Below are 17,931 nucleotides of genomic sequence, written 5' to 3' on the forward strand. Positions count from 1 at the left end.
CGCTTCAAGAAGCTTACGGCTCAGTGAGTGCTTTGAAAATCTTACCGCGGCAGCACCGTCGATCCCATCAGCGCCTCGTCGATCGAGCGCGCCGCCTGGCGGCCCTCGCGGATGGCCCACACCACCAGCGACTGGCCGCGGCGCACGTCGCCCGCCGCATAGAGCTTGTCTACGCTGGTCCTGTAGTCGCGATCGTTGGCCTCGACATTGTTCGAGCGGCGGCTGTCGGTGACGACTTTGATCTTGCCGTCGAGCTCCTTCATCAGGCTGTCGCCCGCAGGACCGGCGAAGCCGATGGCGATGAAGGCGAGATCGGCGCGGATGACGAACTCGCTGCCGGCGATCGGCTTTCGCTTGTCGTCGACCTCGCAGCAGCGAACACCGGTCAGCTGGCCTTCCTCGCCGATGAACTCGAGCGTCGCCACCTGGAATTCGCGCTCGGCGCCCTCGGCCTGCGAGGAGGACGTGCGCATTTTCGTCGCCCAGTAGGGCCAGACGGCAAGCTTGTCTTCCTTCTCCGGCGGCTGCGGACGGATGTCGAGCTGCGTCACGCGCACCGCGCCCTGGCGGAAGGCGGTGCCGATGCAGTCGGACGCGGTGTCGCCGCCGCCGACGACCACGACATGCTGGCCACCGGCAATGATCGGGTGCGAGGGCCAGGCCACCGACTGGATCGGCTCGCCGCCGACGCGGCGGTTCTGCTGCACCAGATAGGGCATGGCGTCATAGACGCCGCTGAGGTCGCTGCCTGGAATGCCGGCCGGACGCGGCGTCTCCGAACCGCCGCAATAGAGCACAGCGTCGAATTCCCCGAGCAGATCGGCCGCTTTGATGTCGACGCCGACATTGACGCCGCAATGGAAGGTCACCCCCTCGCCCTGCATCTGCTCGATGCGCCGGTCGATATAGTGCTTCTCGATCTTGAAGTCCGGTATGCCGTAGCGCATCAGCCCGCCGGGGCGGCTCTCCCGCTCATAGACATGCACGTCATGGCCGGCGCGGCCGAGCTGCTGCGCCGCTGCCATGCCGGCCGGGCCGGAGCCGATGACGGCAACCCGCTTGCCGGTCTTCCTCTCCGGCGGATAGGGCCGGATGTGGCCGGTCTCATATGCCTTGTCGGCGATCGCCTGCTCGACCGTCTTGATGGCGACCGGAATGTCCTCGAGATTCAGCGTGCAGGCTTCCTCGCAAGGCGCGGGGCAGATGCGGCCGGTGAACTCCGGGAAATTGTTGGTCGAGTGCAGGTTGCGGATCGCGCTGTCCCAGTCGCCATTGTAGACGAGGTCGTTCCAGTCCGGGATCTGGTTGTGGATCGGGCAGCCGGTCGGCCCATGGCAGAATGGAATGCCGCAATCCATGCAGCGCGCGGCCTGTTTCTCGACCTCCTTGTCAGACATCGGCAGCGTGAATTCGCGGAAATGCCGGATGCGGTCGGAGGCCGGCTGGTACTTGTGCACCTGCCGGTCGATCTCGAGAAAGCCTGTTACCTTGCCCATAGTCCAGTCCCTGCTGTCCGAAGGCACGCTTTTGTCGCGCACCCGTTAACCCCATAAGGCTGCCGTGGCAACCGCATCTGTTGGAGCATGACCTTCGCCGAAAACCCGTTCCCACTTGTCGGGATCATGCTCTGGAGGTCAGGATTGTTGGTGAGGAGGCCGGCCGGAAAGTCATCTTCCCGGCCGTGCCCGAAAACCTATTCCGCCGCCACGCTCATGCGCATGCGTTCCATCTCGATCAGCGCGCGGCGATATTCCACCGGCATGATTTTCCGGAATTTCGGCCTAAAATTCTGCCAGTCGTCGAGGATTTCGCGGCCGCGCACCGAACCGGTGAAATGCACGTGGTTCGAGATCAGCTGGTAGAGCCGTTCCTCGTCATGGCTGGTCATGTCGCCCGACACGTCGACGCGGCCCTTGTGGTCGAGGTCGCCGCCGTGATGGAGCAGCTTCTCCATCAGGTCGTCCTCTTCCGGGACAGGCTCGAGCTCGACCATCGCCATGTTGCAGCGCTCGGCGAAATCGCCCTTCTCGTCCAGCACATAGGCGACGCCGCCCGACATGCCGGCCGCGAAGTTGCGCCCGGTCTTGCCGAGCACGACGACGATGCCGCCGGTCATGTATTCGCAGCCGTGGTCGCCGACGCCCTCGACGACGGCCGCCACGCCGGAATTGCGCACCGCGAAACGCTCGCCGGCGACGCCGGCGAAATACGCCTCGCCTTCGGTGGCGCCGTAGAGCACCGTGTTGCCGACGATGATCGAGTCCGCCGCGACGATCTTGGCCTCTTGCGGCGCGCGGATGACGATGCGGCCGCCCGACAGGCCCTTGCCGACATAGTCGTTGCCGGCGCCGACCAGATCGAAGGAGACGCCGCGCGCCAGGAAGGCGGCGAAGGACTGGCCGGCGGTGCCGGTCAGCTTCACCTTGATCGTGTCCTCGCGCAGGCCCTTGTGCTTGAAACGCTTGGCGACTTCACCCGACAGCATGGCGCCGACAGAGCGGTCGACATTGCGGATCGGCAGCTCGATGGTGACCGGCTGCTTGGCGTCCAGCGCCGGCTTCGCCAGCTCGATCAGCTTGCGGTCGAGCACGTCGTCAATCGGATGCTTCTGCCGCTCGGTCCAGTGCAGCGCCTCATGCGGCGCGTGCGGCTTGAAGAACATCTTCGAGAAATCGAGCCCGCGCGCCTTCCAGTGTTGGATGACGTCGCGCTTTTCCAGGAGATCGGTGTCGCCGATGATCTGGTCGATATGGGTGAAGCCCATCTCGGCAAGCAGCGCACGCACCTCTTCGGCCACGTAGAAGAAGAAGTTGATGACGTGCTCGGGCGTGCCCTTGAAGCGCTTGCGCAACACCGGGTCCTGCGTCGCCACGCCGACCGGGCAGGTGTTGAGGTGGCACTTGCGCATCATGATGCAGCCGGCCGCGATCAGCGGCGCGGTCGAGAAGCCGAACTCGTCGGCGCCGAGCAGCGCGCCGATGATGACGTCGCGCCCGGTGCGCAAGCCGCCATCGACCTGCAGCGCGACGCGCGAGCGCAAGCCGTTGAGCACCAGCGTCTGATGCGTTTCGGCAAGGCCCATTTCCCACGGGCTGCCGGCATGCTTGAGCGAGGTCAGCGGCGAAGCGCCGGTGCCGCCGTCATAGCCCGAGATGGTGATGTGGTCGGCGCGCGCCTTGGCGACGCCCGCCGCGACCGTGCCGACGCCGACCTCCGACACCAGCTTGACCGAGACGTCGGCCGCCGGATTGACGTTCTTCAGATCGTAGATCAGCTGCGCCAGATCCTCGATCGAATAGATGTCGTGATGCGGCGGCGGCGAGATCAGGCCGACGCCGGGCGTCGAGTGCCTGACCTTGGCGATGGTCGCGTCGACCTTGTGTCCGGGCAACTGGCCGCCCTCGCCGGGCTTGGCGCCCTGCGCCACCTTGATCTGCATGACATCGGAATTGACCAGATATTCCGCCGTGACGCCGAAGCGGCCCGACGCGACCTGCTTGATCGCCGACCGTTCCGGGTTCTTGCCGCCGCCGGGCAGCGGCAGATAGCGGTCGGCCTCTTCGCCGCCCTCGCCGGTGTTCGACTTGCCGCCGATGGCGTTCATAGCACGCGCCAGCGTGGTGTGCGCTTCCCTGGAGATCGAGCCGAACGACATCGCCCCGGTCGAGAAGCGCTTGACGATCTCGGCCGCCGGCATGACGTCCTCGATCGCGACCTTCTTGCGGCCGGTCTCGTCCGCTGTTCTGATCTTGAACAGGCCGCGAATGGTCTGGGCGCGCGCGGTCGCGCTGTCGATCTGCGCCGAATAGTCCTTGAACGTGTCCCATGAGCCCTGCCGCACGGCGTGCTGCAGGCTGGCCACCGCGTCGGGCGACCACATATGCGCCTCGCCGCGCATGCGGAACATGTATTCGCCGCCAACCTCGAGGTTGTTGCGCAGCACCGGATCGCTGCCGAAGGCATCGCTGTGGCGGCTGAGCGTCTCGGTGGCGATCTCGTCCAGGCCGACGCCTTCGATCAGCGTCGCTGTGCCGGTGAAATACTTCTCGACGAAGTCCGACTTCAGCCCGATGGCATCGAAGATCTGCGCGCCGCAATAGGACTGGTAGGTCGAGATGCCCATCTTGGACATCACCTTGAGGATGCCCTTGCCGATCGACTTGATGTAGCGCGAGACCACCTCGTATTCGTCGACCTCTTCCGGCAGCTCGCCACGCATGTGCATGTCGAGCAGCGTGTCGAAGGCGAGATAGGGATTGATCGCCTCGGCGCCGTAGCCTGCCAGGCAGCAGAAATGATGCACCTCGCGCGGCTCGCCGGATTCCACCACGAGGCCGACCGCGGTGCGCAGGCCCTTGCGGATCAGGTGATGGTGCACGGCCGCCGTCGCCAGCAGCGATGGGATCGCGATGCGGTCCGGGCCGACCTGGCGGTCAGACAGGATAATGATGTTGTAGCCGCCGGCGACCGCCGCCTCCGCGCGCTCGCAGAGCCGGTCGATGGCGCCTTGCATGCCGGCGGCGCCCTCGTTCGAGCCATAGGTGATGTCGATCGTCTTGGTGTCGAACCTATCCTCGGTGTGGCCGATCGAGCGGATCTTCTCCAGATCGCCATTGGTCAGGATCGGCTGGCGCACTTCGAGCCGCTTGCGGCGCGACGTGCCGACGAGGTCGAAGATGTTGGGCCGCGGCCCGATGAACGATACCAGGCTCATCACTAGCTCCTCGCGGATCGGGTCGATCGGCGGGTTGGTGACCTGGGCGAAGTTCTGCTTGAAATAGGTGTAGAGCAGCTTCGACTTGTCCGACATGGCCGAGATCGGCGTGTCGGTCCCCATCGAGCCGACGGCTTCCTGGCCGGTGGTGGCCATCGGCGCCATCAGAAGCTTGGTGTCTTCCTGCGTGTAGCCGAAGGACTGCTGGCGATCGAGCAGGCTGACATCCTTGCGCAGCGCGCGCGGCTCGACCGGCTTCAGATCTTCCAGGATCAGCTGCGTGTTGGCGAGCCAGGTCTTGTAGGGGTGCCTGGTCGCGATCTCCGACTTGATCTCCTCGTCGGAGACGATGCGGCCCTTGGCGAGATCGATGAGCAGCATGCGGCCGGGCTGCAGCCGCCACTTCTGCACGATCTTTTCCTCCGGCACCGGCAGCGCGCCGGCCTCCGACGCCATGATGACGCGGTCGTCGTCGGTGACGATATAGCGCGCCGGGCGCAGGCCGTTGCGGTCGAGCGTAGCGCCGATCTGGCGGCCGTCGGTGAAGACCACCGCCGCCGGTCCGTCCCACGGCTCCATCAGCGCCGCATGGTACTCGTAGAAAGCCTTGCGGTCGGCGTCCATGAGCTTGTTGCCGGCCCAGGCTTCCGGGATCAGCATCATCATGGCGTGGGTGAGCGAGTAGCCGCCCTGGAACAGGAACTCGAGCGCGTTGTCGAAGCACGCCGTGTCCGACTGGCCTTCATAGGAGATCGGCCAGAGCTTCGAGATGTTGTTGCCGAACAGCTCGGAATCGACCGAGGCCTGGCGCGCCGCCATCCAGTTGTTGTTGCCGCGCACGGTGTTGATCTCGCCGTTATGCGCGACCATGCGATAGGGATGCGCCAGCTTCCATGACGGGAAGGTGTTGGTCGAGAAGCGCTGGTGAACCAGGATCAGCGCCGTTTCGAAGCGCGGATCCCTGAGGTCCTTGTAATAAGCGCCGACCTGGTAGGCCAGGAACATGCCCTTGTAGACGATGGTGCGCGCCGACAGCGACACGCAATAGGCGCCGACATCCTTGTTGTCGTTCTCGGCATAGATGCGGCCCGAGATCACCTTGCGCAGCAGATAAAGCCGCGCCTCATACTCCTCGTCGTCCGGGATGTCGGCCGTACGGCCGATGAACACTTGCCGATGGAAGGGCTCCGACGCCACGATATCCGGCGCCTTCGACAGCGACGAATTGTCGACCGGCACGTCGCGGAAGCCGATAAGCGGCAGCCCTTCCGACTGCGCGGATTCGGCGATGATCTCTTCGATATGGGCGCGCAGCGCCGCGTCCTGCGGCATGAACCAGTGGCCGACGCCATATTGGCCGGCCGGCGGCAACTCGACGCCCACGACCGCCATTTCTTCGCGGAAGAAAGCGTCCGGGATCTGCACCAGCACGCCGGCGCCGTCGCCGACCAGCGGATCGGCGCCGACGGCGCCGCGATGGGTGAGGTTTTCCAGCATCGCCAGGCCGTCCTCGACGATCCGGTGCGACTTCAAGCCCTTCATGTTGGCGATGAAGCCGACGCCGCAGGCGTCGTGCTCGTTGCGCGGATCATAGAGGCCCTGCGCGGTCATGCCGTTGGCGGTTCGCAGCCCTTTGGTCAGGACGGTATTTTTAACGGCTGCCGCTTTCGTCTGCGCGGCCTGGCCGTTGATCGCAGATGGCGTCAGTTCCGTCATCGTCCTATCCTCCGTTCTCCACCTTGGCCCCGACTGTCTCAGGACGCTGGTTTGCCTTGGGAAGCATGATGCTTCCCCTTCATGTTGCTGCACGTCTCGCGAAATCCACCGAACCAAACGGCTATACGCCCGGTTCGCATCCGGTATCGTACAGGCCAGAGCCGGGCCGTCTACCCGCCGCTCGCGACAATGGCCGGAATGGCAGCGATGATACGCCAGTCCGGCCTGTTTTGTGCGACAAAATAAGACAGCACTACTGTCCTAAATTTTTTATGGCAGAAATCAGACAGCCGCACAAGACCGATTCACAAAAAACTTGGGCGCTGCGCGACACAAAATTTCGTGAAAGGCGCCGGAAACGCAAGCTTTGGTCCAGGCATTTTGCCGTCGATTGCTGGCTTCACCGCTTTGCCGACGATTGGCCCTTGCGCTTCGACTGCCGAAGCGGTCAAGTCCCGCCGCTTTCGCCAATCACGATACGGATTTCTCGATGTTCTTTGCATCCGACAACTGGGCGGGCGTCCATCCCGACATTTCGGCCAACCTGTCGCGCCATGCCGCAGGCATCGCGACCGCCTATGGCGACGGCGATCTGGACCGCGCCGTCTATCGTCGCTTCAACGAGATCTTCGAGCGCGAGGTGCAGGTCTTCTTCGTCGCGACCGGCACGGCGGCCAACGCGCTTTCGATGGCTGCGTTGAACCGCATCGGCGGCATCGCGCTTTGCCATTTCGAAGCGCATATGAATGTCGACGAGTTCGGCGCGATGGGTTTCTACACCGGCGGCGCGCGCATGGCGCCGGTGGCGGGACCGCTGGGGCGCATGACCCCGGAGGCTCTCGACCGGACCATCAAGCGATATTCGCAGGACCTGGCCCCCGCCGGCCAGCCGATGGCGGTCACCGTGACCCAGGCGACCGAGGTCGGCACGGTCTACAGCGTCGACGATGTCAAGGCGATCGCCGAGGTCAGCCGCCGCCACAAGCTGCCGCTGCACATGGACGGCGCGCGCTTCGCCAATGCGATTGCCGCGACCGGCGTCAGCCCGGCCGAAATGACCTGGAAGAGCGGCGTCGATCTTATCTCCTTCGGCGGCACCAAGAATGGCTGCTGGATGGCCGATGCGGTCGTGGTTCTCAATCCGGACGCCGGCAAGAATCTGCGCCTGCTGCGCCAGCGCGCCGGACAGACTTTTTCCAAGGCCCGCTTCATCTCGGCCCAGTTCGAGGCCTATTTCACCGACGATCTGTGGTTGAGGATGGCAGGCCACGCCAATGCGATGGCCGCGCATCTGGCCGAGACGATCGAGGATGCGCCGGCCGGCAAGCTCGCCTGGCTGCCGCAGGCCAACGAAGTGTTTGCCATCCTCGCCCGGGCCACCGCGGAAAAGCTGCAAGCGGCCGGCGCCAAATTCTACGAGTGGGGCGTGCCGCAGGGGTTCGATGGCCACCTCGGCGACAATGAAGCGATCTACCGCTTCGTCGCCAGCTTCGCCACCACGAAGCAAGAGATCGACCGTCTCGGCCAGTTGCTTGGCTGAACTTGCGGCACTCGGGAGCAGCCAGATGACCAAGCCGTCTCTCGGCTCGACGATGCGGCTGGTCCGTCCGGCGCCGAACGTGCTGGGCTTCTATGACGGCCGCATCGAAGGCGTTCGCATCTGGTCGGACGAGCCGAATTGGCTTGACGACGGCGCTTACACGCTTGGCATCTGCACCTATGCGATCGTCGATGGATCGCAGGCGCTTGTCTATGACACGCACATATCCCTGCTCCATGCCCGCTTCGTCCGGAAAACCCTCCAAGAGATGGGCGTGACCTCGATGCGCGTCGTGCTCAGCCACTGGCACGATGATCATATCGCCGGCAACGAGGTGTTTAAGGATTGCGAGATCATCGCCAACCGCCTCACCGCCTTGGCGCTCGAACGCGGCCGGGCCGACATCGAGGGCGGTAATCCGCCGATCAAGCCGCTTGTGCTGCCCAACAGGGTTTTCGACAACAGCCTCAGCCTGACGGTCGGGGCGGTCCCCATCGAACTGCGCCAGGTCGAGATCCACAGCCATGACGGCACGGTGCTGCTGATGCCCGACGCCGGCCTGCTTTTGGCAGGCGACACGCTGGAAGACTCGGTCACCTATGTGTCGGAGCCGGAGCGCCTGAACGAGCATCTGGTCGACCTTGGGCGCATGTCCAGTTGGCAGTTCGACCGGATCCTGCCCAACCACGGTTCCTTTGAGGCGATCGAAGCCGGCGGCTATGACAGAAGCTTCATCGACGCCACCGAGACTTACGTCCGAAAGCTGCTTGCCTGCCGGCAAGACCCCGACCTAGCCAAGCAGGATCTGCGGACCTTCGGCGCCGAGATTTTCGCCACCACGGCGACCGAGTATTTCGCGCCATACGAAGCCGTTCACCGGCGGAATGTCGAAGCCGTTCTTGCGGCAAATAATAAGTAGGCCCCTGCAGCTAGGCAACAAAGGGCCGCAGCAACAACTCGACGCCGAGCAGGACCAGAAAAATCAGGAACCAGCGGCGAAAAGTTGCCGGGCTGATCTTCCGGCGCAGGATTTGCCCCAGCCACATGCCGAACAGGGCCGGCAGCACGGCAAGCGAGGACATCGCCAGATGTCCCGCCTCGAAGACGCCATGGAGGCAAGGCCCAGCGCCAGGGCGATCGTCGACACCGTGAAGGAAAGACCGAGCGCCTGGATCAGATCGTCGCGGCTCAAGCCGAGCGCCTGGATGTAAGGCACGGCAGGCACCACGAAGACGCCGGTGCCGCCCGTGACCAGGCCGGTGAGGAAACCCACGGCCGGCGACGACCAGCGCTCGCTTTTCTCGGGAACGACAGGCTGCCGCGCGAGCAGGCTATAGGCGGCATAGACGATCAATGCCGCGCCGAGGCCGGCGGTCGTCCATTTGACATTGTCGCTGGCGAGCAGCCGCGAGCCGGCGATCGTGCCGATCAGAATGCCCGCCATCATCAGCCAAAGCCGGCGCAGGACCGCCGAAAAACTCGGGCCGGCGAAAAGCTGCCAGACATTGGTGACGAAGGACGGCACGATCAGCAGCGACGCCGCGGTCACCGGCGGCATGATTGTGCCAAGCAATCCCATGGCCAGCGTCGGCAGGCCCATGCCGGTAACGCCCTTGACGATACCGGCGAGCAGGAAAGTGATTGCGACGGTGAGTGTCAGCAGCACGGAAAATCGGACATCGCCCTTCATGATCCGCCGCTGCATGCTTCAAAAGAGCCAGAACGGCGCGTTGCCGGTGGCACAATAAAAGCGGCGCCTCGCGGCGCCGCTTTCGTCTCGGGAGGGAGACGTTGTCTACTACGGGCCCCGCGGGTTACGCGGCGGCCTTGGTTTCGATCTGCTTGGCCTTGTCCGCGGACGAGGTGATCGCGATCTTGCGCGGCTTCAGCTCCTCGGGAATGTTGCGCTTGAGATCGACGAAGAGCAGGCCGTTCTTCAGCGTGGCGCCTTCCACTTCGACGTGGTCGGCGAGTTGGAAGCGGCGCTCGAAGGACCTCGAGGCGATGCCGCGGTAAAGCAGCTCGGAACCCTCGCTGTTGTTCTCTTCCTTGCGCTCGCCCTTGACGGTCAGCACGTTGCGGTGGGCTTCGATCGAAATCTCGTCTTCCGAGAAGCCAGCAACGGCCATCGAGATGCGATAGGCGTTCTCGCCCGTGCGCTCGATATTATAGGGCGGATAGGTCTGCGCGGTCTCGGGCTGGCCGAGCGAATCGAGCATGGTGAACAGCCGGTCGAAGCCGACGGTCGAACGATAAAGCGGGGAAAAATCAACGTGACGCATGAGTGTTCTCCTTTTGAGCAACATGGTTTGCGTATGACCCGGTGCGAAACCCTCGAAAGGCGTTCCGGATAGGCCAGCGGCCCCGACATCGGCAGCCACAGCATTCATTTGGGAAGCTCCAAAAGCCATTTCAAGGTTTTCCTTGGTCGCAATGCAGCCACGTTCATGAACGGTGGATGAACCACGGCTTCGGCATCCGTTCAGTCATGCGGCATTAGGCTTCGGTCAAGTTCGAGCAATTCCAGGAAAAGTGTGAAGCGGTTTTCCGTCCGGAATTGCGTCAAGACAGAGAGACAAGCGGCGCCCCCTTCCCTGCGCCGCGACGAGGCCGAACCGGGTGCAACGTCCCTTCCTCCCGGATCGACAGAGGCCGGAAGTGCACCGCAGGCACTTCCGGCCTTCCCCGCGCTACAGCGCCGCGCGTCCTCTGGACGCGCTAAGGACGCAGTAGCACTTTTGATGATTTGCGCATGATCCTTTCCGAAATCGATTCCGATTTTCGGGGTCATGCGCGGCAACTGCGTAAATCCTCGCAACGCCTTTGCTTTTGCCGCCTGGCCGTCTATCACCATGCCGACGCCTCGCCCGTCCGGGCAAAGAACAAGCAACGACGCCGCATGACGGATCTTTTCCATCTGACCGAGGACAATCCCGCGCCGCAGAATGCCGCGGGCGGCTTCTTCACCACACGCGACGGCAAGAAGATCCGCTATGGCGTCTTTGCCGCTGTCAGCCGCCCGCTGCAGGGCACGGTGGTTCTGCTGACCGGGCGCAACGAATGCATCGAGAAATATTTCGAGACCATCCGCGATCTCGCCGATCGCGGCTTCGGCGTCGCCATCCTCGACTGGCGCGGCCAGGGCGATTCCAGCCGCCTGCTGCGTGACCGCCAGCGCGGCTATGTCCGCAGTTTCCGCGACTATACGCGCGATCTCGAGCAATTCTTCGAGGAGATCGTGCTGCCCGACTGCCGCGGCCCCTATTACATCCTCGCGCACTCCACGGGCGCGGTGATTGCGCTGCTTGCCTCGCCGTCGATGGTCAACCGGGTGCGACGCATGGTGCTGCTGGCTCCTTTTCTCGAGGTGCCGGACCTGCCGGTCTCGATCGCCACGGTCCGGCGCGTCTGCACGGTTTTCTGCGCGCTGGGTCTCGGCCGGCTCTATGCCGCGCTCGGTCCGCGCCCGAAAGTGCCGCCCGCTTTCGAGGTGAACAAGGTGACCTCGGATCCTGCGCGCTACCGGCGCAATGTCGGAATCTACGAGGCCTGGCCGCAGCTCGCGCTCGGCGGTCCAACCATCCGCTGGCTGAGGGCCGCCGCCGCGGCCGCGAAAGCCGTCAGCGATCCGGATTTCATGGCAAGGGTGAAGGTGCCGATGCTGATCGTCGCCGCCGGCGCCGACCGGGTGGTCTCGACCAAGGCGGTGGAGGCCTATGCCAGGAAACTGCGTGTCGGCTCGCTGTTGATGATTGACGGCGCGCAGCACGAGATCCTGCAGGAGAAGGACATCTACCGCGAGCAGCTCCTGGCGGCTTTCGACGCCTTCATCCCCGGCACGGGTGATGCTCCCTGAGCGCGCCCGATCAGCCGCGCAGCGCCGCCATCGCTGCCGCGTGAAGCTCGGGCGTCGCGGCCGCCAGTATGTCGCCGCCCTTCTCTGCCGGTCCGCCTTCGAAAGTGGTGATGACGCCGCCGGCCTTCTCAATGATCGGGATCAGCGCGACGATGTCGTAGGGCTTCAGGCCCGGGTCGGCGACGATGTCGATGCTGCCGGCCGCCAGCATGGCGAAGGCGTAGCAATCGGTGCCGTAGCGGGCGAGCTGCACCTTTGTCTCGAACTGGTCATAGCGTTTGCGCGCGTCGCCCTGAAACAATGCCGGCGTAGTCGTGAACAGCGTCGCTTGCGCGAGTTCGGTCGTCTTGCGGGTCGCGAGCCGGCGCGGGCCGCCAGGTCCTTCATAATGCGACCCGGAAGTGTTGGCGTAGAACAGCTCGCCGGTGAAGGGTTGCGACATCATGCCGGCGACCGCCTCGCCGTCGACGGTCAGCCCGACCAGCGTTCCCCACACCGGGATGCCGGAAATGAACGCGCGGGTGCCGTCGATCGGGTCGATCACCCAGACATGTCGGCTGGCGAGGTTGTGGCTGCCATGCTCCTCGCCGAGGATGCCGTGCTCGGGATATTCGGATGAAATCAGCGCCCGGATCGCGCGTTCGGCTTCGCGATCGGCCTCGGTTACCGGGTCGAAGCTTCCCGCAAGCTTGTTGGTGATCGCCCCCTGGCTGCGGAAGCGCGGCAGGGTTTCGGCGGCGGCGGCATGCGCGATGCGCCGCATGAAATCGGTGCTGATATCCAAGTCGCTCTCCCCCATCGCGGCCGTTGCCGGCTGCCTGTTTCTCGCCGAACAGGAGCGCTGAAGACCGGTCAGACGCCCGTTTTCTGTTGCCCGAATGTCACATCTGAGCCGCCGAAGCGGAATTTCCACATCATATTGAATTAAAAAAGCCCGCTGTCGATTGACATTTGTGCGGCGCACAATAATTTTGTCATCGGACAGGTTTTCCTGTCCATGCCCTCCTTGGGCGTTTCCTCCCTAGACTTCGACCGTGTCGTGAAAACGATGCGGTCTTTTTTTCAGGCAATTCCAGGAAAAGTGTGAAGCGGTTTTCCGTCCGGAATTGCGTATACAAGAACTCGGCGCGCCAACCGCGCCGTCATTCCGCCGCAAGTGGCAAATCGACGAAATGGTGGTCGGGCATCGACATCAGGTCGGCCGAGAAGCGGGTCAGGTCGCAGGCCAAGGCGTCGAAGCCGGCCGATTTCTGGAACGTCCGCTCGTCCATGTAAAGCCCGCGATTGACCTCGATCTGCAACGCATGCAGATGCCGCGCCGGCCTGCCGTAATGTTCGGTGATGAACCCTCCCGCATAGGGCTTGTTATGCGCGACGGTGTAGCCCATGCGGACAAGCAGGCCGATGGCCATCTCGGTGAGCGCCGGCGAGGCCGAAATTCCGAACCGATCGCCGATGATGAAGTCGGGCCGCACGCCGTTGTCGCCGACGCGTATGCTGGCCGGCATCGAGTGGCAGTCGATCAGCACGGCATAGCCGAACCTGGCATGCGTTCTGGTCAGGAGCCGCTTCAGCGTCTCGTGATAAGGCTTGTACACCGCTTCGATGCGCGCCACGGCCTCAGCCAGCGGCAGGCGGCCGGGATAGATATCGAGGCCTTCGCCGACAAGCTTCGGCACCGTGCCCAGCCCGCCGGCGACACGCGCCGAACGGATGTTGCAGAAGGACGGGACCGGCTCCGCGAACATGCGCGGATCGAGTTCCCACGGCTCGCGGTTGACATCGAGATAGGCGCGCGGAAAATTGGCCGCCAGCAGTGGCGCGCCGAGCGGCACGGCGCCGCCGAAAAGCTCCTCGACATAGCAGTCTTCCGACCGGCGGATGGCGTTGCGGTCAAGCCGCGCCATGGCCAGGAAGCGCTCCGGATAGTGGCGGCCGCTATGCGGTGAGTTGAACAGGAAAGGGACGCGCTGCTCGGCGCCCGATCGGATTTCGAAGGGTGGGACGACCGAAAAATCCTCGGCTGCCGTTTTCAATTTGCACGAACCAGGAAACAGCACTGCATCATGACGTAAAACTTGCCACCTTGCGTGCGGCATGTCCAGCATTTCGGGCGACGAAACCGCAGCTTGAACCGGATGCGGGACGCCCTTCATTCACTTGATGTTTACCGACACATCCTCATATACAGCATGGTTAACAGCCTTGCCCGGCGGCAGGCTTGGGGCGGGTGATTCGGACGGGATATGATGGCACGCATTCTGCTGGCGGAAGACGACGACGATATGCGCCGCTTCCTCGTCAAGGCGCTGGAACGCGCCGGCTACCAGGTAAGCGATTTCGACAATGGCGCCAGCGCCTATGAGCGGCTGCGCGAAGAGCCTTTTTCGCTGCTCCTGACCGACATCGTCATGCCGGAGATGGACGGCATCGAGCTTGCCCGCCGCGCCACCGAGATCGATCCGGACCTCAAGGTGATGTTCATCACAGGCTTTGCCGCAGTCGCGCTCAATCCGGATTCCAAGGCGCCCAAGGACGCCAAGGTGCTGTCGAAGCCCTTCCACCTGCGCGATCTCGTCAATGAGGTCGAGAAGATGCTGCAGGCGGCCTGAGCCACTTCGGCAGGCATCGACGATGCGCCGCGCCGATGCGACAAACGGAAGCCGTCTTTCCACATTCCCGCTATTGACGCGCCGGATCAAAAGTGGTGTATGCGCGGCTTCGGATGGGCGTGTAGCTCAGCGGGAGAGCACTGCATTGACATTGCAGGGGTCACAAGTTCAATCCTTGTCACGCCCACCATCCTACCACTAAATTAGCCGATCTCCGCCAGTGGACCCCGAGCACACCGGCTAGGTATATTGCAGCCTCCGCCCGGCTCTGGTCGCGCGGGGCACGTCAGGGCTAAGCTCCTCCAGCGCCACTGTTGCCGCCGTGTTACAGCGCAACCCTGAAAGCCATGCTATCAACCCTTAGGTGCAATGGCGGATCGGGAGCGACAGGCGAATTATGAGGAAAGTTCTACTCACGTCGGCAATGCTTGCTGGGTTTTGTTCGCCAGCCTTTGCTGCGGATGAATTGTCGGTCGAGCCCACGTCCTACAATTGGACAGGCGCCTATATCGGCGCAGTGGCCGGCGTCAATTTTCTCCAGGGCGATGTGACGATCCCCAATAACGATCCTAGCGAATACGATGGTGATAGCACCTCGGCATCGGTTGGCGGCCAAGTAGGCTATCAATACCAGTTCGACAACAATTTCGTTCTCGGAGCGGAGGCCCGCCTGGTTGCGGTGTTCAACAAGAAGACGGTGCCGACAATCGACGCTGAAACGTTCGAGACCGCTGCCGATTGGCAAGGCGATATCGTTGCGAAGGCCGGATATGCGATGGGCAATTTCCTACCCTACGTTAAGGGCGGCGTGGCCTTCCTGCACCTGCACGATACCGGATATAGCGTTCTCGGTTTTGGCGATACCAAGTTTGACAGGACTTATACCGGCTGGACGATCGGTGTCGGCGCCGACTACGCGCTCAATGACAAATGGGTTGTCGGCCTTGATTACGCCTACGCGCATTTCTCGGATCATAATTTCCAAGACGACAGCGCGTTGGTTGGTCCAACATTCGTCAAGCCCAGCACCCATACGGTTTCTCTGAGTCTGAACTACCGCTTTTGATCTCCTAATGCAGCCGCGGCAAAGACCGCAGCGGCGGTCCCTATATTCGGATCCCCGCCTTCCAGAGTCGCAGCCGCGCCTTCGCCAGAGGACCGGACTGAGGCGTCGTCAATGGCCGTATGTGCCGTTTGATTCTCTTGAACAAGGCATTGGCCGGTTCCGCCTCCAGCGATCTTGCAATCATCCGCAGAGCCGGCTTCACCTTCCCGAATGTTGCATGGAGGATATGCGCCGAGCACGCTGCGGCGTAGGGATGCCCCTCTGCGGCCGCCGCGAAGAAGGACTCGAAATCTTTCGACATGACATCGCCGCGCCATGTCCGGCAGACCAGCACGCCAATCGCTCGCAACGGCATTGCGGAAGAGGCTTCGAACTGTCTTGTCATGAGCGCCTTCAAAACGGCCTCGCCGGACAGGTAGTCGCGTTCGTGAAAAAAAGCCGCCGCGATTTTGAGCGGATAGACGTCGTTGGGCGGATCCAGCGCGTGAGCCTTTTCCAGGATGTCTCTTGCTCGCGCGGGATTGATTTGATCCTCGAGATCGAGAAACGCGGTTTGATAGCCGAAGGCCGCCTCGAGCGGGTGGTAATCGCCCTGATGTCGGCTGAGTTCGGCCAGAATCATTTCCGCGGCTCTCGAACCGTCGAACAAGGTTTTCGGATGGACGAGACCGACATCGCCCATCATCGATGCGACGGACGCATAGACGCTGCCGCCTGCATAGATTTTCTGGCACCGCGCCATCAGCCTCATCTCGAAGAATGCCTTGAGCGTCTCATCTGCGAATTCCGCCGATCCCAGATCGTCGCCCAGCAAGGCTCCCGTTTCCGACCGCAGATATTCGAGCGTTTCACGATCCTGACCGATCAGAAGAGTTGTCAGGCCTTTTGACGAAAGCTCCGACGCGACAGCCTTGACCAAGGTCGAGGCCACTACCTTGTCGCTGAAATGCAGCATGAAGCGATATTTGCCGCGCACGATGTCGCCGCTGCGAAGATGTAAAGCGGCGATCGGCCCCGGAAACGGGCATCTGTCGGCGGCGTCGAGCGCCTGGTTCACGGCCCTGGAAAAACCGAAACCTCGCAATGTCTCCGATCGTCGGACGAATTGGGGTCCGCCCTGAAAATGATCCAGTATCTCAAACTCGTTGCAGATCCAGCCGCGAAACCTTCGCCGTGCCGCCGCAGCATCGAGACTGGCACGGCTAAAGGCTACCTCTCCGAGAACATCGAAACCCAATGGTTCGACCGTCTCCCCCAGCCAGTGCTTCTCGATGAAATCGGCGGAGAATATCTTGTCGACTTTCTCGACCGAGTGAAATTTGTCGTCATTGATCGGCTTCCAGGCAAAGCCGAAGCGATAGCCGAGCGAGTCGGCAAGCGCCTTGGCGTTGACCATAGCCAGAAGCCGGCCGCCCAAACCGTCCTCCCTGGTCGCCGCGATGAGTTTCGATTGAGAATCATGCAGCGCCAAGACGGATATCGCCTTTCTCGACATGGTCGAGGAACCAGGCATAGGTCTGTTCCAATCCATCTCGAAGCGAATAGGCCGGCCTCCAGCCGGTCTTGAACAGCCGCGAGACGTCCATCAGCTTGCGCGGCATCCCGTCCGGCTTCGTCGGATCGAACGCGATCTCGGCGCCGGCGCCGACGACCGATACGACGGTGCCGGCAAGCTCCGCGATGGTGATGTCCTCACCGCTACCGACATTGACGTGGCCGTCGCCGGAATAAGTCTTCAAAAGCCAGACAAAGGCGTCGGCGGCGTCGTCGACATGCAGGAATTCTCGCATCGGCCGGCCCGAACCCCACACCTGCAGGGTCTTTTGACCGGTTAGCTTCGCCATATGCGCCTTGCGCATCAGCGCAGGCACGACATGACTGCTGTCGAGGTCGAAATTATCGCCCGGACCATAGAGATTTGTCGGCATGGCCGAGATGTAGTCGACGCCATGTTGCCGCCGGTAGGCCTGGCAAAGTTTCAACCCGGCGATCTTGGCGACGGCGTACCATTCGTTTGTGGGTTCGAGCGGGCCGGTGAGCAGCGCGTCTTCCGGGATCGGCTGCGGCGCAAGCTTCGGATAGATGCAGGACGAGCCCAGGAACAGGAGCTTCTGCACCCCGCTGCGAAAGGCGGCCTCGACGACATTGGTCTGCACGACGAGGTTTTCGTAAAGGAAATCCACCGGGAAGCTGTCATTGGCCAGGATGCCGCCGACCTTGGCGGCCGCCATGATCACGGCGTCCGGCCGCCGGGCCTCCATCCAGCGGCGCACGCCGGCCTGGTCGAGAAGGTCGAGCTCGCTGCGCGCCACGGTCACGATCTCGCAATCCTCGCCAGCCAGGCGGCGCACCAGGGCCGAGCCGACCATGCCGCGATGACCGGCAATGAAAATGCGCTTTCCTTTGAGATCGAAACTCTTGTCCATA

13 protein-coding genes, 1 tRNA gene and 1 pseudogene are annotated in these 17,931 nt (G+C 63.0%); 6 read left to right on the top strand and 9 right to left on the bottom strand.

Annotated features, from left to right (window positions below):
• Nucleotides 1-41 precede the first annotated feature (41 nt).
• Complete coding sequence (locus LB520_RS05885; protein ID WP_140842147.1) at nucleotides 42-1,496, bottom strand: glutamate synthase subunit beta; 1,455 nt, start codon at nucleotides 1,494-1,496, stop codon at nucleotides 42-44.
• A 197-nt stretch (nucleotides 1,497-1,693) separates the two neighbouring features.
• On the bottom strand, nucleotides 1,694-6,430 hold the full coding sequence (gene gltB / locus LB520_RS05890) for a glutamate synthase large subunit (RefSeq protein WP_224636784.1): 4,737 nt from the start codon (nucleotides 6,428-6,430) through the stop codon (nucleotides 1,694-1,696).
• A 490-nt stretch (nucleotides 6,431-6,920) separates the two neighbouring features.
• On the opposite strand from gltB, the gene LB520_RS05895 reads away from it, so the two are divergent.
• Nucleotides 6,921-7,970, top strand: a complete 1,050-nt coding sequence (locus LB520_RS05895; RefSeq protein WP_224636785.1) for a threonine aldolase family protein — start codon at nucleotides 6,921-6,923, stop codon at nucleotides 7,968-7,970.
• Between the two features lie 25 nt (nucleotides 7,971-7,995).
• Nucleotides 7,996-8,889: an MBL fold metallo-hydrolase gene (locus LB520_RS05900; protein ID WP_224636786.1), complete on the top strand. Its 894-nt coding sequence runs from the start codon at nucleotides 7,996-7,998 to the stop codon at nucleotides 8,887-8,889.
• Nucleotides 8,890-8,899: 10 nt separating this feature from the next.
• Here the strand turns inward: LB520_RS05900 and LB520_RS05905 are convergent.
• From LB520_RS05905 to LB520_RS05915, 3 genes and pseudogenes are all read right to left on the bottom strand, one after another.
• A pseudogene (locus LB520_RS05905) lies at nucleotides 8,900-9,660 on the bottom strand (sulfite exporter TauE/SafE family protein).
• A 124-nt stretch (nucleotides 9,661-9,784) separates the two neighbouring features.
• Nucleotides 9,785-10,252 carry an Hsp20 family protein gene (locus tag LB520_RS05910; protein ID WP_095766320.1) on the bottom strand — a complete coding sequence of 156 codons (468 nt, stop codon included), beginning with the start codon at nucleotides 10,250-10,252 and terminating at the stop codon, nucleotides 9,785-9,787.
• A 200-nt stretch (nucleotides 10,253-10,452) separates the two neighbouring features.
• The gene (locus tag LB520_RS05915) at nucleotides 10,453-10,887 is read right to left on the bottom strand and encodes a hypothetical protein (RefSeq protein ID WP_224636787.1); all 435 of its coding nucleotides are present in this window, start codon (nucleotides 10,885-10,887) and stop codon (nucleotides 10,453-10,455) included.
• On the opposite strand from LB520_RS05915, the gene LB520_RS05920 reads away from it, so the two are divergent.
• Nucleotides 10,870-11,826 carry an alpha/beta fold hydrolase gene (locus LB520_RS05920; protein WP_224524175.1) on the top strand — a complete coding sequence of 319 codons (957 nt, stop codon included), beginning with the start codon at nucleotides 10,870-10,872 and terminating at the stop codon, nucleotides 11,824-11,826. The genes LB520_RS05915 and LB520_RS05920 overlap by 18 nt on opposite strands.
• 10 nt (nucleotides 11,827-11,836) lie before the next feature.
• On the opposite strand, the gene hisN is transcribed toward LB520_RS05920, so the two are convergent.
• A complete protein-coding gene (gene hisN, locus LB520_RS05925; protein ID WP_224636788.1) occupies nucleotides 11,837-12,610 on the bottom strand; it encodes a histidinol-phosphatase in 774 nt (257 codons plus the stop codon).
• Nucleotides 12,611-12,968: 358 nt separating this feature from the next.
• The gene (locus LB520_RS05930) at nucleotides 12,969-13,925 is read right to left on the bottom strand and encodes an N-formylglutamate amidohydrolase (protein ID WP_095766700.1); all 957 of its coding nucleotides are present in this window, start codon (nucleotides 13,923-13,925) and stop codon (nucleotides 12,969-12,971) included.
• A 150-nt stretch (nucleotides 13,926-14,075) separates the two neighbouring features.
• Between LB520_RS05930 and cpdR the strand changes: the two genes are divergently transcribed.
• The 3 genes from cpdR to LB520_RS05945 all read left to right on the top strand — a co-directional run bounded on the left by cpdR (nucleotide 14,076) and on the right by LB520_RS05945 (nucleotide 15,504).
• On the top strand, nucleotides 14,076-14,438 hold the full coding sequence (gene cpdR, locus LB520_RS05935) for a cell cycle two-component system response regulator CpdR (RefSeq protein ID WP_006199474.1): 363 nt from the start codon (nucleotides 14,076-14,078) through the stop codon (nucleotides 14,436-14,438).
• 115 nt (nucleotides 14,439-14,553) lie between these two features.
• A tRNA-Val gene (locus LB520_RS05940) sits at nucleotides 14,554-14,628 on the top strand.
• A gap of 207 nt (nucleotides 14,629-14,835) precedes the next feature.
• Complete coding sequence (locus LB520_RS05945) at nucleotides 14,836-15,504, top strand: outer membrane protein (RefSeq protein WP_224636790.1); 669 nt, start codon at nucleotides 14,836-14,838, stop codon at nucleotides 15,502-15,504.
• 40 nt (nucleotides 15,505-15,544) lie between these two features.
• Here the strand turns inward: LB520_RS05945 and LB520_RS05950 are convergent, their stop codons facing one another.
• Entirely contained in the window at nucleotides 15,545-16,975 is a 1,431-nt protein-coding gene (locus LB520_RS05950) for a hypothetical protein (protein WP_224636791.1), read from the bottom strand.
• Nucleotides 16,962-17,930, bottom strand: a complete 969-nt coding sequence (gene fcl / locus LB520_RS05955; protein ID WP_224636793.1) for a GDP-L-fucose synthase — start codon at nucleotides 17,928-17,930, stop codon at nucleotides 16,962-16,964. The genes LB520_RS05950 and fcl overlap by 14 nt, the downstream gene beginning before the upstream one ends.
• Between the last annotated feature and the right edge of the window lies 1 nt (nucleotide 17,931).

It is taken from the genome of Mesorhizobium sp. CA12 (assembly GCF_020165255.1).
In the GTDB taxonomy this organism is placed as follows: Bacteria; Pseudomonadota; Alphaproteobacteria; order Rhizobiales; family Rhizobiaceae; genus Mesorhizobium.